Raw genomic sequence first — 17231 nt, forward strand, 5'->3', positions numbered from 1 at the left:
TTCCTGAAGGTGTTACATGGATTTTCGTGTTGCGAAAATTGCCGATCTTGACGCGTTAAACCGATTGGAAAGGGAACTTTTCGTTGGTGATAGAATTGCACCAAGACAAATGAAGCGTTTCATCCAATCTGAACATGCCGTTTTGTTGGTGGCAGATAGTGGCCAACAGCTCGCGGGTTATGCACTGTTACTTTTTCATCAAGGAACACAACTCTCAAGATTGTATTCGATTGCCGTTAGACCTGAATTTCGGGGGCAGAAGATTGCTCAGTCGCTGATTGAACTCTGTGAGCAGTCAGCCATCGAACAGGGTTTCACTACATTACGCCTAGAAGTTCGTGAAGACAATAGTGCCGCAATAAATTTGTACAAAAAGCTGGGTTATCAAAAGCTTAAAATCCTTATTCACTATTATGATGACTTGAGTGATGGGATACGAATGCAGAAACGTTTGGCGCATTATGGGCCCAAAACTTTGCTGCCTGTGCCGCTCTATGTGCAGACCACCCCTTTTACTTGTGGCGCGGCTTGTTTGTTGATGGCGTTTGCCCATCACGACGCAAGTTTTCAGCCATCACGTAAGCAGGAGTTGCAGCTTTGGCGCGAAGCAACCACCATTTTTATGGCCGCCGGACATGGCGGGTGCAGTGGGCATGGTTTGGCGTTAGCGGCTGCACGCCGAGGTTACACGGTAGAGCTGTGGAGTCATGCGAAATCGACGCCGTTTATTGACAGCGTGCGCGATGAAAATAAGAAGCAAGTGATTGAAATTGTGCATCAGGATTTCTGTCAGCAGTTAGAAGAATACCCTGTGAGCACCATTGAAGCGCCGCCATCGCAAAGCCAGTTGGAAGAATGGATCAGCATGGGCGCGAGCGTGTTGCTGCTGATCAGCACCTATCGATTTAATGGCAGCAAAGAGCCGCACTGGGTGCTGCTAAGTGGCATGAGTGAGCGTTTTTTCTTTATTCACGATCCCCACGCAGAATCGGAAGAAGAAGCGATGGCATCTGCGCACGTGACGGTGAGTAAAAAAGCGTTAGCGCAGATCATCGGCTTTGGTAAACAGAAACACACGGCCTGTGTGGTTATCCACCCAGACCGCGTAAAAGTGTAAGCATCACCAGAATTTGAGCCGCTTGAGTAGTAACACTTCGGCGGCAAAAATGACCACCAACCCAATACAGAACCATAAGAAGGCGAGTGGCGATTCCACACCGGGTATGCCGCCAATGTTGATACCGAGTAGGCCGGTGAGAAAACTGGTGGGCAAGAAAATACTGGCGATTAATGTAAACAGATAGCTGTTGCGGCTGATTTTGTCTTCGCGCAACTGCTGAATTTGTTCTTTGAGCAGCGCCAATTCACCCAGAAAGAAATCAATGGTTTCGTTAATGCGGGTAATGTTACTCAACGCGTAATTGAGCATCAGCTGCTTTTTCTCCAACAAACCCAGTTCGGCCATAGCGAAATCTGCAATGGCGTATTGCTGCGGGCGAATAAAGCGTTTTATCCTCAACAGCGCTTTTTGCACTTCAATGATGTCACCAATCTGATCGGTATCGAGTTCGAACTGCTCAATCTGTTCCTCAATATCCAACAGATAGTGCTGCATTTTGCCGGTTAAACCATCGACAATCGCCAGCAAAAGATCGGCAATCGCCGCGGGACCTTTTTGCTCAACCAGCGCTTCGCGAATTTCAGAAATGGCTTTGGAGGATGTTTTGCGTGTGGAGATCAGGGTGCCATTGAAATAGAGAATCCGGATACTGAGCATATCTTCCGGCACAGCGTTTTCATTCATATTGACGCCACGCAAGATCAGCATAAAGCTGTCGTCGTCATAACGATGGAAAGAAGGGCGCGTTTCATCAGCCAATAGATGGTTCACGGTACTAAGTGGCACTTGGTTTTCGAGTAACCAAGTGCGAATGTCTGGATGATGGCGTTCACAGTGGTACCAGTGATTCGCTTTTATCGTTTGAAAGTTGTTATCTGGCTGGTTGGCAGGTGTGGTGGAAAAATCCCAGTGATCGATCAAAAATCCCATAACAAAGAGTCGCTTTGGTGATTGAAACTCACCCCAAGTTACGCGACTTGGGGGAGTTTGGCTACTCTAATCATTGTGCAAATATCTTAGGGAAAGATCAGCTCGCCTGTTGCAATTGAGGCGACTGAGCGGCGGCATGCTTTTTTGCGATGTAGTTGTCCACACTTTGCACTTGCTCTGGAGTGAGGTAGAGGCCCAGTTTGGTTCGACGCCATAAAATATCTTCACTGCATTGCGCAAATTCATGCGCCATCAGGTAATCCAATTCTCGCTGGTAAACCTCTGGGGCAAGTTCGATGCCCATTGCTGATACCTCTTCTGCCCCCGCGAGCAATTGGCGTGCATCGCTGCCGTATTGACAGACATAACGGTAGGCTAAGGTTGTACTCAACCAAGGGTATTGTTGGCGCAACGCGTGGGCGAGCTGCTCTCGTGTACAGCTAAAATCTCCGCCGGGGAGCGTTTGTTGCGCCGTCCACGGTGTGCCCATATGGTCGAAATAGGGCGCGAGTTTACGCATGGCAGACTCCGCCAACTTACGATATGTCGTCAGTTTGCCACCGAAAATAGAGAGCAGCGGTGCTTGGTCAAGTTCTTGCTCCAGCTCGATGGTGTAATCTCGCGTGATGGCTTGGGGGGAATCGGATTCATCATCGCACAGCGGGCGAACGCCGCTGTAAGTCCACACCACATCTTGTTTGCTCAGTTGATGGACAAAATGCTGATTAACAATATCAATTAAGTAGTCAACTTCCTGTTCTGAAATCGCCACGTGGCGAGGGTCACCGGTGTATTCGACATCCGTTGTGCCGACAATTGAGAACTTATCCAGATAAGGAATCACAAACACAATCCGCCCATCGTTGTTTTGCAGGATGTAAGCTTGCGGATCGGGATGTACGCGTGGCACGACAATGTGAGAGCCTTTGATCAAACGAATGTTGCGTGGTGATGGGCCATCTAAACTGTCATCGTAAAATTGTTTCACCCAAGGGCCCGCTGCGTTGACCAAGGCTTTGGCGTAACGCACAAACTGTTCACCATTTTGCTGATCTTCAATGGTGACTTTCCAAAGGCCGTCAACACGCTCAGCTTTGCTCACTTTGCAGTAATTACGTACTTCGGCACCATTGCGTTTGGCACTGATGGCATTCAGTAACGTGAGGCGAGCATCGTCGACCCAACAATCGGAATACTCAAAGCCAATTTTCATTTCCTCTTTCAGCAGCCCAGTTTCGGCAAGGTTCACCTTGTGGCTGCTAGGCAGTGTGGTGCGCTTACCTAAGTGATCATACAAAAACAGCCCGCAACGAATCATCCACGCAGGGCGAAGATAGGAGCGGTGAGGCAGGCGAAAACGCATTGGAAAGGCAATGTGCGGCGCTTTTTTGATCAGCACTTCGCGTTCCGCCAGAGCTTCGGAGACCAAACGAAACTCATAATGTTCCAAATAGCGCAAACCACCATGGATCAGTTTCGAGCTGGCTGAAGAGGTCGCCGAGGCAAAATCTTTGGCTTCAAAAAGCGCGACACTAAGGCCACGTCCTGCCGCATCTGCTGCGATGCCTGCGCCATTGATACCACCCCCGACAACCAAGATGTCGAGTGTTGATGTAGGTGTGGAGGAGTTGTTCTTCATTTGAGCTGACCTAATGTTATTTTTGTTCGAACGAGCATTTTTGAAACTTAAATGAGCATAACTTAAGTTTCGAATGAGATCAGCTATTATTTTCGTTTGTGCTCGTTTGTGTGATTTGAACACAAAAAAAGCCCCGACACTCAGTGACGGGGCTTGGAAACACGTGTTAAGTTTATTCGCCTGCGACAACGCAAGGGATCTGCTGCTCTTTCAAAATCGCCGTGATCTCTTCTGGTGGCTGTTCATTGGTGATCAGCATATTGATTTGCGAAATATTCCCCAGCTTAACCATCGCATTGCGGCCAAATTTACTGTGGTCAACGGCCAGATACACGCTGCGACTGTTTTCGATGATAGCTTGTTTCACGCGCACTTCATGGTAGTCGAAATCGAGCAGTGAGCCATCGTAATCGATTCCACTAATGCCTAGAATGCCGAAGTCCAAACGGAACTGCTTGATGAAATCGAGTGTTGCTTCACCGACGATACCGCCATCACGGTTGCGAACTTCGCCGCCGGCAAGAATCACTTTAATCTCAGGATTGCTCAGCAAAATACTGGCAACGTTGATGTTGTTGGTGACAACGCGCAGCTGCTTGTGGTTTTTATTCAGAGCTTTGGCCACCGCTTCTGGTGTAGTGCCGATATCAATAAACAGCGTTGCGCCATCGGGAATGTGCTGCACCAACTCTTCGGCAATCAAATCTTTTTCGGTGAAATGTTCTTTTTTGCGCGTGGAGTAAGAGGTGTTCTCTGAACTCAGTGGGATGGTCGCACCACCATGGTAGCGGCGAATTTTGTTTGCATCGGCAAGCTCATTCAGATCGCGGCGAATCGTTTGTGGGCTGACATTGAACTTCTCGACTAGCTCGTCGGTGCTCACGTAGCCTTGTTTTTTCACCATCTCGATAATTTGTTGGTGTCTTGGAATCTGTTTCACTTTGTCTCCCTGATGCCTCTGCCTCAATGATCCTTTTGGCAGAAATGCTGGCATTCGAAAATAATCACTCAGGCTATTGTGCGCTAAATGATGAGTTCATAGAAGTTGTCGAGGTCAAGAATTCGTGTGAAACAACAAAAAAGGGCGTCAAAAGACGCCCAAAATTGGGGGGAGGTGATTTTAATCTTCGAGATCGCGCAATTCAGACCAAGTTTGCGCACATTTGACTGCGCGTTTCCAGCCTTTATAGCGTCGGCTGCGTTTCTCTTCATCTTGATGAGGAAGGAAGCTGCGGTCGATCTCTGCTTTGCCTTGAAGTTCATCAATGCTGTTCCAGTACCCCACGGCCAAGCCCGCTAGGTACGCAGCGCCCAGTGCGGTCACTTCAGTGACTTTTGGACGATGCACTTCGGTATCAAGCACATCAGATTGGAACTGCATGAGGAAGTTGTTGGCGACAGCGCCGCCATCAACGCGTAGGGCTGAGAGCTTAATGCCAGAGTCTGCTTGCATGGCGTCCAGTACATCACGGGTTTGGTAGGCAATGCCTTCTAACGTTGCACGGATGATGTGGTTTGAGTTAACGCCACGAGTGAGGCCAACAATGGTACCACGAGCATAGGCATCCCAGTACGGTGCGCCTAAGCCCGTAAAGGCTGGCACCACATACACGCCGTTTGAGGTGTCCACTTTTGTGGCGAAGTATTCGGAATCGTGCGCATCGGAAATCAGTTTCAGCTCATCACGCAGCCACTGAATCGAAGCACCGCCCATAAAGACCGCACCTTCCAGTGCGTAGGCTGGCTCGCCTTTTGGTCCACACGCGAGTGTGGTCAACAAACCGTTGCGTGAGGTCACTTTCTCTTGTCCGGTGTTCATCAGCAAGAAGCAACCCGTTCCGTAGGTATTTTTCGCTTGGCCAGCTTCGACACACATTTGGCCGTACAGCGCTGCTTGTTGGTCACCCGCAATGCCTGAGATAGGAATACGCGTACCGCCTTTACCACCGATGTTGGTTTGGCCGTAAATTTCTGATGAGCGTTTTACTTCCGGCATCATTGACGCTGGAATGCCCATTTCTTCGAGCAGTTTGCTATCCCAACATAGGTCATTGATGTTGAACAGCATGGTGCGGGAGGCGTTGGTGTAGTCAGTGACGTGCACGCGGCCTTGGGTCATCTTCCAGACCAGCCAAGTATCAACGGTACCAAACAGCAGTTTGCCCGCTTCGGCGTCTTCACGTGCCCCTTCAACATTGTCGAGAATCCATTTTACTTTGGTGCCCGAGAAGTAAGGGTCAAGTACAAGGCCGGTGTTTTCGCGAATGTAAGATTCCAATCCGCGAGCTTTTAGGTCCTCACAGATGTCGGCAGTACGACGGCACTGCCAAACAATGGCGTTGTAAACAGGTTTGCCTGTTTCTTTGTTCCAAACGATGGTGGTTTCACGTTGGTTGGTGATACCGATGGCAGCCACTTGGTCACTGCGGATGCCCTTTTTACCCAGTGCTTCAACGAGTGTAGAGCTCTGAGTGGCGTAAATTTCCATTGGATCATGTTCTACCCAGCCTGCTTGTGGGTAAATCTGAGTGAATTCGCGCTGGGAGACAGAAACGATGTTCGCGTCGTGATCTAAAACCACAGCACGAGAGCTGGTGGTGCCTTGGTCCAGTGCAACGATGTACTTCTGCTCAGTCATGGTAGGATCCTTTTGTTTCGTTATTACTATTTTAGTTAATTCTGTGTTGTTCAGTGCAAGCGGCTAATTATGCGCGTGCTTCTTTGGCTTCTTCTTCCGTTTCACATTGGTTCGGAATGGTGCAACCTGAGCCTACTTTCGGTAAGTATGCCGCAATCGCTTTTGGATAGAGCCAACCACCAAAACACGCACCTGCAATCGGCGCCAAAATCGGTACGATGAAGTAAGGAATGTCTCGACCACCGCTTAGGGCATAATCCCAACCTGCGAAGTAAGCGAACAGTTTTGGTCCGAAGTCACGTGCTGGGTTCATAGCGAAGCCCGTTAGTGGACCTAATGAACCACCGATCACCGCAATCAAGATACCAATCAACAGTGGGTTCATCGCGCCACGCGGTGCACCATTATGTTCGTCACCTAAGGCGAGGATGGCAAACATCAACACTGCAGTAATGACAAATTCCACCGCAAACGCACCAAAGAAGGAGAGTGAAGCGTGTGGGTAGGTGGAGAAGATGCCTGCTGTAGCAAGGGCTTCTTGGCTGCTGCGAACAAAGTTATGCGCGATCTCGTAGTCAGTAAACAAGTTGCTGTAGAGGGTATAAACCAGAGCCGCAGAGCAGAATGCGCCCAGTAACTGCGCGATGATGTAAGGGACCACTTTCGCTTTATCGAAGCCGTGGAATGCCGCTAAGGCAATGGTGACCGCGGGGTTGATGTGCGCGCCGGATACCCCAGCCGTACAGTAAATCGCGATCGAGACACCAAAGCCCCACACGATACTGATTTCCCATTGGCCGAACTGAGCACCAGCAAGCACCAGTGCTGCCACGCAGCCAACACCGAAAAAGATAAGTAGCCCTGTGCCGATGAATTCGGCCAGGCACTCTCCGAAAAGAGTGTGTTTTTTGTTAGTCATGGTAAGCGTCCTTTAAGTTCACGTTATTTGTGCTTTTTATTATCTACTGCATGCACACAAGCTATTTTGCACATTTAAACGATTGCGAAAATAAACAAACACTCAAAATGCGCGTTCGAGCATAAATTCATTAATGAAAGGTAGGTTTTTTGTTAATTAAGTCATCATTTGAACTTTTTCACTCTTACGGATAAGAAGGCAGCAATAAATCAGCTTCCGTAAGCAATGTTAAAGGAGGTATAGGTGTGATGAATGAGTGTAAGTGGCTGTGAATATTACATTTAATTAACGTAAGCGTCTGAAGCTTGTTGTGGAAATGTGATATGAATTTCGTTGTCTATTGCTGTTTGGATACGATCTCAGCAGATTGATACAGTTCTGGTCGTACCAATTGGAGTGAAAAGGAAAGCAAAGTGGTTGAGGGCAAATTTTCGAAAAAGAAAAGCCCTTCAGTGATGAAGGGCTCGAACTAACACTATCTCAGAATGCTCGAGATTAGTTGTTTTTGTGCAGCTCGCTGTTGAGCTCTACCGCAGTTTTGTTCGCCAAGCATTCAATTTGGCCAGTCACTGAGTTGCGACGGAACAGTAGGTCAGATACGCCTGCTAAATCGCGCGCTTTAACCATTTCAACTTCTTGGCCTGTGGAATCAAGCATGCGCACTTTAGATCCAGCGGTGACGTAAAGGCCAGATTCTACCGTACAGCGATCACCCAGTGGGAAACCAAGACCTGCGTTTGCACCAAGTAGTGAATTTTCACCAATAGACACGACCACTTTACCGCCGCCAGATAGGGTACCCATGATCGATGCACCACCACCAATGTCAGAGCCGTTACCGACAACAACACCCGCAGAGATACGGCCTTCAACCATGCTTACGCCAGTGGTACCCGCGTTGAAGTTGATGAAGCCTTCGTGCATGACAGTTGTGCCTTCACCAACGTGAGCGCCAAGACGCACGCGAGACGTGTCGGCGATACGCACGCCTGTTGGTACCACGTAATCCACCATTTTAGGGAACTTGTCGACGCAATCGACAGTGAGTACACGGCCAGCTAAACGCGCTTCGATTTGGCGTTCTGCCAGTTCAGGCAGATCGATTGGACCTTCGTTGGTCCATGCGATGTTGTGCAATAGACCGAAAATGCCGTCCAGTACAGTACCGTGTGGTTGAACTAGGCGGTTAGAGATGAGTTGCAGTTTTAGGAAACCTTCAGCAACGGTTTGTGGTTGCTCGTCAGTAGCAAGAATAACCAGTACCAGTGGTTGTGTTGACTCTGCCGCTTTTGCTGCGAAAGAGGCGTTTGCTGCATCACCATTTGCTTGGAACGCTGCTGCCAGTTCTGCACTTTGCGCCGCAAAGATCTCGATAGCTTGGTTGCCTTGCTCGTAGCCCGCAACGGCTGCTAGAGCGTTGACTAACGCCTCGCTTGGGTTAAGAACTGGGTTTGGAAAAAACGCTTCGATGATTTTGCCGTCGCGGTTTTTGGTTGCCGTACCAAAGGCGAGAGAAAAGAAAGCCATAGTTGATCTCCATGTGTTGAGTCTTTGTCACGCGCCATTCACTGGCAAGCGCTGGAATTAAGTTATAGCCATCATAAAGAGACAAAAAAAGACTTTAAACCCCTCAAAGGGAGAAAGTCTGTAGATGGATACCCTTTGTCTTTTTAACGATATATTTCTTCGTATGGCTATTTTGTATTTTGTCGCCAAAATCAAAACCGCCGCACAGGGCGACGGTTTTATTCGACATGGGTTGCGAAGATTAAGCGGCGTCTTCTGCTGATTCGTCTTCGTCGGCTGCGTCATCCGCAACCGCGGCTAGTTTCTTTTCTTTCTTCGGCGTTGGGCGGCGTTTTGCGCCTAGCGCGTAAAGAAGCTCTTCTTTGTTCTGAGCGAGGAACATCGCCAAGTCTTCTTGTTTGCCTTCATCTTCAAGAAGATCGCTTTTACCTAGTAAGTCGAAAAGCTCATCTGCCATATCCAGCATTTTGTCGTATGCGTCAGCTTCCGCTTTAGAGGTAAAAGTCATTTTCTCTTCTCCGTTGCGTTCTACCACGTACTTGACGATAACAGCCATGGTTAATCCTCTAAGTTAAATAGTCCAGAATTTGTACTGTGTGTTTATACAGCTTTTCATCAGTAATGTCCATTGACTCGCGTAAAAATGAGAGCTGAATTCCGCTATCGTTCGGGATGCCAATGGTGGCAAAAATCGATAAAGGCTTTAAGTAACGGACTTTGATACTTTTCTTTGTGCACCAGTAGCCAAAAGCGGCGCTTCATATCGAGCGGCATCGGGATCATTTTGACGCGACCATCTCGCACGGCATGGTCAGCCGAGAGACGGGATAAGCAACCAAGCCCAAGTCCTGCGGAAACCGAATTGATCAACGCTTCGGTGGTGTTGAGCTGAAAGGCTTCATGCCAATGTTCAATGCGTGGCGCGATGACTCGATGGAAAAACTCACGCGAGCCAGAGCCGGCTTCGCGCAAAATCCACTGACTGTTCTCCAGCTCAGTGAGTGAAATTGAGCCATTCAGTTCAAGGGGAAAATCGGGCGGACAAATCACACACATTTCGTCCTCGCTAAACTGGGTCGCATTCAGCTCGGGATGCAGTGTTTTGCCTTCAATCAGGGCGATATCAAGCTCGTAATCCACCAACATATCGCAGATCTGCGCCGAATTAGAAATGAACAGGCTCTGTGCTTGATGCTGGGTGTGGCGGCGAAAATCGCTGAGTAAATAAGGCGCAACTTGGTTGCCGATGGTGTCGCTGGCGCCAATACGAAGTTGGCCTGACAGTGTCATATCTTGATCAAACAGCGACTCAATCGCGCTGGCTCGGCTCAACAGCTCATCGGCCAATGGCAACAGTTTTTGCCCTTCTTGATTGAGAATCAAACGGTTATTAACGCGATCAAACAGATGATGACCAATTTGCTTCTCCAACTCGGACAGCGCCATGCTCACTGCCGCTTTGGAAAGAAAGAGACTTTCCGAAGCGGCGGTGAGCGTGTTGTGCTGAGTGATGGTGGTAAACACTTTGAGTTGTTTCAGAGAAATGTGACTTGCCATGCTCTCTCGTTAAATAATTTTGAACGTTGGTTCTAAATAATTAGATATCTTCAAACATTAAGCAAGCATAAAATAGCGCCATACAAAGATAGCCTTGTTGAGGTCGTGATGATTCAAAGAACAAAAGCAAAAGTAATGGGCGCTCCAACACCGATGGCAGGTTTGGCGCTTGGTATTGCGAGCTTAGGCTGGAGTTGGGAAAACTTGGCAACATTAAACGGCTATGGACAGTGGATAAGTGCGGCAATTGCCAGCGGTTTGCTGGTTATCTTGGCGGTGAAATTTCTCTTTCATCACCACTTATTGAGACAAGATTTAGCCCATCCAGTGGTGGGCAGTGTGGTGCCGACATTCGCCATGGCGACCATGGTGGTTTCCAATTCGATTGGCCACTTTTCCCCGTTGTTGGGGGATACGATCTGGTCAGTGGCGGTGGCATTGCACATCGTATTTTTACTTAGCTTTGTCTATCACCGTGCGAAAGATTTCGAACTTCATCACATGGTGCCAAGTTGGTTTGTGCCCCCGGTCGGTATTATCGTTGCTGACGTTTCTTTCTCAGGCAACCCAGTGCTTGCTCCCGTAGCGCACGGTGCTTTGGTGTTTGGTATGGTGGCCTACGCGGTGATGTTACCGATCATGATCTACCGCTTTATGTTTACTCATGAAGTCCCTGATGCGGCTAAACCAACGATGGCGATCATGGCCGCACCAGCAAGCCTTTCATTGGCCGGTTATTTAACTGTGACGGCTCAACCTTCGCCAGTGATTATTGCGTTGCTATTTGGTATTGCCGTGCTGATGACGGCGATTATTTATCTCGCGTTTGCTAAGTTGCTTCGTTTGCCTTTTAGCCCTGGCTATGCGGCGTTTACTTTCCCAATGGTAATTGGTGCCACTGCGCTGTTTAAAATGGCTAACTGGATGCAACACGCAGGTTTGGGCAGCCACTATGTTGAACAAGTGAGAATGCTGGCTGGCGTCGAGCTATTGGTGGCCACGGTTGTGGTGGGATACGTCGCGGTGCAATACTTCTACAATTTAGTGGTGTTGCCAAAACGCAACGTGCTTGGAAAATTCGCCTAGTGTCGAATGGTGTAGAAGAGAAAAAACGCCTCGCAGTTCATCATGCGAGGCGTTTTTGTTTAGCGGCGAGAAAAACGGTCGTTAGCCCTTGTGATAGAAGCGCGACATTAGTTCCAGTGACTGCTGAATCACATTAACAGGCACTTTGTGGTCTTTAACAATTTTCAATTGGTTGTTGAGCTGTTTTGAGTTCCCAGCTGGGTTAACCACCATCATCATCTCTTGGCCGACGAGTGCATAGTTGTAGTAGCTCCCCGCGATAAACCAATCTCGAGATTTGGTCGCGTCGAACAAGTTGTCGCCGACGCTGAAATCTGCGGTATTAATTTTATTATCAAAGAGCATTTCCATCAGCGTGGGCACCACATCAAAGTGGGTGGTGCGATAATCGTAAGTCTTGGCGGTTTGGCCAGGTGCATAGATGTACAACGGTACGTGGATTTGCGCTTGGCTGTAATTGCCAGAATGCCCCCAATAGTTCATGCGATTATCGTTAAACTCTTCACCATGATCCGAGGTGATGACCACGATGGTGTTCTCCAAATCAATCTTGCTCAGTACTTTGCCGATTAAGCCATCAATGTAGTAGAGCGAATTCTTATAGCGATTATGGTAGAGCTCGGCATCAAAATCGTTGTTGAGCAAGATATGATCCACGCGTTCCCAATACGGTGTGAATTTCGCACCTTCTGGTTCAGGAAATTCGGTGCCATGGGCAGAGTCGTAGAACAGAAAACCGAAATAGGGCTGATCACTTGGCTGCGCTTCAAAGGCGATAAAATCTTCAGTAATACGCGCGTCGCGTTCAACTTGTGTTGTTCCTGGCGTCTTCAAGCGCAGATCTTTGACGTTTTTAAAGACAGTGCGTGACAAAGGAGGGCTGGTCAGCGACGCTGAACCGAAGATCCCCATGCGATATCCGGCGCTTTGCAGGCTATCCATAAACACTGGAGCGGTTTGACTGGCGTAAAAACTGTCCCAATAGGTGGCAGGTAGGCTATAGAACAGGCTAAACATGCCCGCTTGGGTAGAATTGCCGCCACTCATGTGCTGCGAAAAGTTGGCCGTCTTTTGTGCAAATTGGCTGACGTTAGGCATAATTTCTGCCGTGGCGTCGCTGTGTCGCCAAGCGTCCACTAAGATAAACAGCACGTTGGGCTGTTTTGTTTGTGTCGGTAAGCTGACGGGCTCAAGTGGGTAGTCCAGTTGACTGCCCTCGACGTTTTTCAACTCAACGCGATTTTGCGCCGCAATCTTTTCATCGACAAAGCCGTTTTTGTACATGAAAGAGCGGGCGGTGAGTGGGTAATAAAGCGGCCAGTTATTGGTAAATTGGCTGACTTCATTGTCGTACAACGCATTTTTATACGCATGCACCATTTGGCTGCTCAGCAACATCACAAACCATAATGCGACAAAAGCGAATTTGAGTTTGCTGTTGGCTAAGAGTTTGCTGAGCCATACCGCGATGGCGAGGCCAATGAACATCACCGCAATCTCCGAGATGAAAATCAACCAACTCAACCAAGAGATATTGAAGACTTCGTTCCCGCCATCAAAAAACATGCGGATCAGCAAGCCATTGATATGAAATTTGTAGTGTTGGAAAACCGTGATATCGATCTTCAGCGCAATCACTAACAGAGCGGCAAGTGTGATGACGATGCCTTTGAACAGTCGAGTTGGCAACAGTGTCAGTGGAAGACTGAGCAGCATGATGGGTAAGCTGAGTAAACCGAGCCAGCCCAACTGGGTTGCAATAAGATAGAAGCTTTGTAGTCCCGACAGATCTTGAGAGGGATCAGACGAGAGTACAAACGGGTAACAGGCGATGGACAGATAAACCGTGAAGCAAGCAAAAAAAGCAATCAGCCACGCGCTATTGGAGGAGAGTTTTCGCAACATCTTTTTGAATCCCATAGCGAGTTATAAATAATTTTGATAAAAACGAGCGGAAGTATAAAACAGTGTTTTTTAACTTTAAAGACGTGAAGCGTGTCACATTTGGTACGGAAGTGTAATTTTCTCCTGACAATGTCTTTTGCTGACAAACTGACCAAGAATCGCTACCGATATAACCTTTCTGGAAATCAGTGAGTTAGAACTATGTGGCCACTCAGCGAGCTGTGCTAAGCTAACGCTTAGTGATTGTCTTTCCGGAAGCTAACTCGTGTTTACTGTCTATCACTCTAATCAAGTGGATGTGCTCAAATCTCTATTGGTGGAACTGATTCGCCTCAATCCTTTGCAAAATCCCTTCGACAAAGAGCAGATCTTGGTGCAAAGCCCAGGCATGTCTCAATGGTTGAAAATGGAACTGGCGAAAGAGTTTGGCGTGGCAGCAAACATCGAATTTCCGCTACCCGCGACATTTATCTGGGATATGTTTACCCACGTTTTGGCGGATGTGCCAAAACGCAGTGCTTTTAACAAAGAAGCGATGACGTGGAAGCTGATGCATTTGTTGCCGCAGCAACTTGCACTGGCGGAGTTCTCGCCCTTAGCTCGCTATCTTCAAGACGATGAAGAAGGTGCCAAGCTTTACCAGCTGTCGGAAAAAATTGCTGATATTTTTGATGGTTATTTGGTGTATCGCCCTGAATGGATACGTGATTGGGAAGCGGGGAAGGCCGTGGCTGAGATTGGTGATGAGCATCCTTGGCAGCCCATGTTGTGGCAAGCACTGTATGACCATACCGTCGCGCTTGGGCAATCGCCGTACCATCGCGCCAACTTATACGAACACTTCATTGATAGCTTAGAAAACTACACTGGCCAGTTTGAACGCTTGCCGCAGCGCTTGTTTGTTTTTGGCATTACCTCATTGCCGCCACGCTACATGGACGCGCTTAAAGCGCTCGGTCAGCATATTGACGTGCATCTGATGTTTACCAACCCGTGTCGATACTATTGGGGTGAAGTGCGCGATCGAAAATTTCTTGCTCGTTTGGCGGCGAAACAGCGTCAGCATCTCGTGTGGCAACAAGATCATTCGCAGCTTCAGGGCCAAAGTGAGCAATTGAAAGGCAGTATTGAAGACAATCTTGCCGATGAACTGCACACCGAGGTGGTGGGCAACAGCTTGCTGGCTTCGATGGGCAAACTTGGCCGTGACAACATGTACTTGTTGTCACAATTGGAATCGCATGAGATTGAAGCGTTTGTCGATATTGAACCAGACTCGCTATTGCATCAACTGCAAGCCGACATCCTCAACTTGGAAGAGCACCAAGATGACGACCATATCGAGAGCAGCCATCATAAACCGCTCATCGAGGCGAATGATCGCTCTTTGAGCCTGCACGTCTGCCACAGCCCAATGCGTGAAGTGGAAGTGCTGCACGATCAATTGCTGGCGATGTTCGATGCCGACCCAACCCTCAAGCCGCGCGATATTATTGTGATGGTGGCGGACATCAATGCCTACAGCCCAGCGATTCAAGCGGTGTTTGGCAACGCGCCGGGTGAACGATTCATCCCCTATTCCATTTCAGATCGAACCGCCGATCAAGAAAGCCCGATTCTCAACGCGTTTTTGACGTTGGTGAATCTACCACAAATGCGCTGTTTGGCGTCAGAGCTGTTGGAACTGCTAGAAACCCCTGCGATTTTGCAGAAATTTTCCTTGAGTGAAACGGAATTCCTGCAAGCAAAACAATGGGTGGAAGCGTCAGGTATCCGTTGGGGGCTCGATGAGCAAACTGGATGTGAGTTTGAGCTACCGCAGACAAGACAAAACACCTGGCAGTTTGGTATTCAACGCATGTTACTTGGCTACGCCATGCCAGAATCGGCTGGTTTGTTCCAAAGCGGTGAGGAATGGCTTGCTCCTTACAACGAAGTTCAGGGAATGGGAGCGGAGCTGGCGGGCAAACTGAGCTACTTCATTGAAAAGGTGCGCTGCTATCGCCACGCCTTAGCTCAAGCGCAAAACATTGACGCATGGCGACAACAATTACACGGTGTCTTGGCGGATTTCTTCGCCGTCGACTTAGAAGGCGAAGTGGCATTGAAATCGATTCGCGATACGTTGGGTCAGTTAAAAGAACAGTTGAGTGATGCGGCATTTGAGGCGGAATTGTCACCGAGTGTGATTCGTCAATATCTGCTCAATAAACTGTCCGGTAGCCGTGTAAGCCAGCGTTTTCTTGCCGGACAAGTGAATTTTTGTACCTTGATGCCGATGCGTTCGATTCCATTTCGCACCGTCTGTTTATTAGGGATGAACGATGGCGTCTATCCACGCAGTGTGGCACCGGAAGGATTCGATTTAATTCATGGCCGCGCCAGAGCGGGTGACCGCTCTCGCCGCGACGATGACCGCTACTTGTTCCTTGAAGCACTGTTGTCTGCGCAGCAAAGTGTTTACATCAGCTATGTCGGACGTTCCGTGCAAGACAACACAGAGAAAGTGCCGTCGGTGCTGGTGGCTGAGTTGATGGAGTATTGTCAGCAAAACTACTGTTTAGCGGGGGATGAGCATCTGGGTGTGGATGAATCCGGTGCGCATCTATTAAAGGCGATCACCTGCGAGCATCCCATGGTGCCATTTAGTCCCAAAGCTTTTTTAGGTGAACCTCCGAGCAACGCGAAAAGCTATGCCAAAGAGTGGATTCCAGCGGCCCAGCAGCAGAGCGAAGGCCAAGTGCCATCGCAGCCAAGTGCGCCATTTTATCAAGCCCTTGACGATTATTTACTGGGTGCTACGTTCCCGCTTGAACTGGATTTGGTTGAACTGCAACGTTTCTGGCGACTGCCAGTGCAGTACTTCTTCAATCGCCGTTTGAAAGTCGTTTTCGAGCCGCCAATGGCCGTGATGGCAGATGAAGAACCGTTTGTGTTGGATGGGCTCAACAGCTTCCAATTGCGTGAACAGTTGTTGCATCGTCTCTTATCGGATGAAAACTGCACGCCTGACATGGTACAGCCGCTGATTGAGGGCGTACGCAGTGAAATGCGTGCTCAGGGCAAGTTGCCGATCGGCGCCTTTGGTGAGTTGGAATTTGACACCAACCGCGTGCAAGCTGAAGCGTTAATGGAAAAACTAACCGGGCTATCTCACGCTTGTTTGGATGATCTCGAAGTGGATCTGACTTTTACGCCATTTGGTGAAGGCAAAACGATTCATTTGAGCGGCTGGTTAACGCAGCACTATCAATCGGGTCTATTGCGTTATCGCAGTGGCAAAATTCGCTCACAAGATTACTTAGCAGGTTGGATTGATCATCTTTCGATGTCGGCCATGGGCGTTGCCAAAGTGACGCATTTGATTGGCTACGACAAGAAAGAGGGGGTTGTGCACCTCAAATACCCAGCGATGGCGGATGCTGGCCAAGCCAAATCGTTGCTTAACGAATTGATCCGCCTGTATATCGAAGGCATGACTCAGCCTTTGGCATATTTCCCTAAAACCGCGTTGGCGGCCATCGAAGCTGGCATAAGCCGCGGGCAATGGAACGATGATGAAGAGAAAGCGTTGAAAAAAATGGCGGATACCTTCAATGATGGTTTCTTGGGTGCAGGGGAAGGCGCTGACAGCTACATCAGTCGTATTTGGCCAAAATGGAATGAACAACTGGCCCATCAAGTACGTTTGATGAGTAGTTTGGTGCTGCAAGGGGCAAGATTGTCTGTTGTGGATGCGTCAGAGGAAGCATAAACGATGCCGCTCAACGTCAACAATGGGATAAAAGCGCTGCAATGGAGAGGAAGTAGGGTGGCCGCCAGAAAATCATTATCGTGTAGGGCGTTTGCTGTACGGCCACAAGGTCAGAGGGACCATGATTCGGTTGAGTGGTTCGTGTCGAACCCTTTG

Annotated in this window: 12 protein-coding genes; 3 read left to right on the plus strand and 9 right to left on the minus strand. The window is 48.8% G+C overall.

Annotation, left to right across the window (positions count from 1 at the left end; translation table 11 throughout):
• Positions 1 to 16: 16 nt before the first annotated feature.
• Positions 17 to 1117 (plus strand): GNAT family N-acetyltransferase/peptidase C39 family protein, encoded by a 1101-nt coding sequence (locus PQQ36_RS07630; RefSeq protein ID WP_108654508.1) that lies wholly within the window; start codon positions 17 to 19, stop codon positions 1115 to 1117.
• A 3-nt stretch (positions 1118 to 1120) separates the two neighbouring features.
• Here the strand turns inward: PQQ36_RS07630 and PQQ36_RS07635 are convergent, their stop codons facing one another.
• The 8 genes from PQQ36_RS07635 to PQQ36_RS07670 all read right to left on the minus strand — a co-directional run bounded on the left by PQQ36_RS07635 (position 1121) and on the right by PQQ36_RS07670 (position 10330).
• Entirely contained in the window at positions 1121 to 2050 is a 930-nt protein-coding gene (locus PQQ36_RS07635; protein WP_045618693.1) for a zinc transporter ZntB, read from the minus strand.
• Positions 2051 to 2147: 97 nt separating this feature from the next.
• Complete coding sequence (gene glpD, locus PQQ36_RS07640; protein ID WP_273660631.1) at positions 2148 to 3689, minus strand: glycerol-3-phosphate dehydrogenase; 1542 nt, start codon at positions 3687 to 3689, stop codon at positions 2148 to 2150.
• Between the two features lie 172 nt (positions 3690 to 3861).
• Positions 3862 to 4629 carry a DeoR/GlpR family transcriptional regulator gene (locus PQQ36_RS07645; RefSeq protein WP_011079695.1) on the minus strand — a complete coding sequence of 256 codons (768 nt, stop codon included), beginning with the start codon at positions 4627 to 4629 and terminating at the stop codon, positions 3862 to 3864.
• A gap of 180 nt (positions 4630 to 4809) precedes the next feature.
• Positions 4810 to 6327, minus strand: a complete 1518-nt coding sequence (gene glpK / locus PQQ36_RS07650; protein ID WP_011079696.1) for a glycerol kinase GlpK — start codon at positions 6325 to 6327, stop codon at positions 4810 to 4812.
• Positions 6328 to 6394: 67 nt separating this feature from the next.
• A complete protein-coding gene (locus PQQ36_RS07655) occupies positions 6395 to 7246 on the minus strand; it encodes an MIP/aquaporin family protein (RefSeq protein ID WP_011079697.1) in 852 nt (283 codons plus the stop codon).
• Positions 7247 to 7741: 495 nt separating this feature from the next.
• On the minus strand, positions 7742 to 8773 hold the full coding sequence (gene dapD / locus PQQ36_RS07660) for a 2,3,4,5-tetrahydropyridine-2,6-dicarboxylate N-succinyltransferase (protein WP_225454438.1): 1032 nt from the start codon (positions 8771 to 8773) through the stop codon (positions 7742 to 7744).
• A 241-nt stretch (positions 8774 to 9014) separates the two neighbouring features.
• Positions 9015 to 9329: a YebG family protein gene (locus PQQ36_RS07665; protein ID WP_011151010.1), complete on the minus strand. Its 315-nt coding sequence runs from the start codon at positions 9327 to 9329 to the stop codon at positions 9015 to 9017.
• Positions 9330 to 9433: 104 nt separating this feature from the next.
• Positions 9434 to 10330, minus strand: a complete 897-nt coding sequence (locus PQQ36_RS07670) for a LysR substrate-binding domain-containing protein (RefSeq protein WP_011079700.1) — start codon at positions 10328 to 10330, stop codon at positions 9434 to 9436.
• A gap of 108 nt (positions 10331 to 10438) precedes the next feature.
• Between PQQ36_RS07670 and PQQ36_RS07675 the strand changes: the two genes are divergently transcribed.
• A complete protein-coding gene (locus tag PQQ36_RS07675) occupies positions 10439 to 11416 on the plus strand; it encodes a TDT family transporter (protein ID WP_273660633.1) in 978 nt (325 codons plus the stop codon).
• An 81-nt stretch (positions 11417 to 11497) separates the two neighbouring features.
• Here PQQ36_RS07675 and PQQ36_RS07680 read toward each other — a convergent pair whose 3' ends face one another.
• The gene (locus tag PQQ36_RS07680) at positions 11498 to 13321 is read right to left on the minus strand and encodes a DUF3413 domain-containing protein (RefSeq protein WP_026130656.1); all 1824 of its coding nucleotides are present in this window, start codon (positions 13319 to 13321) and stop codon (positions 11498 to 11500) included.
• Between the two features lie 265 nt (positions 13322 to 13586).
• Here PQQ36_RS07680 and recC point away from each other — a divergent pair, with 265 nt between their 5' ends.
• Positions 13587 to 17075: an exodeoxyribonuclease V subunit gamma gene (gene recC, locus PQQ36_RS07685; RefSeq protein WP_182290759.1), complete on the plus strand. Its 3489-nt coding sequence runs from the start codon at positions 13587 to 13589 to the stop codon at positions 17073 to 17075.
• Positions 17076 to 17231 lie beyond the last annotated feature (156 nt).

Origin of the sequence: Vibrio sp. CCUG 15886, from assembly GCF_028570825.1 — a bacterium.
Classification (GTDB): Bacteria; Pseudomonadota; Gammaproteobacteria; order Enterobacterales; family Vibrionaceae; genus Vibrio; species Vibrio vulnificus_B.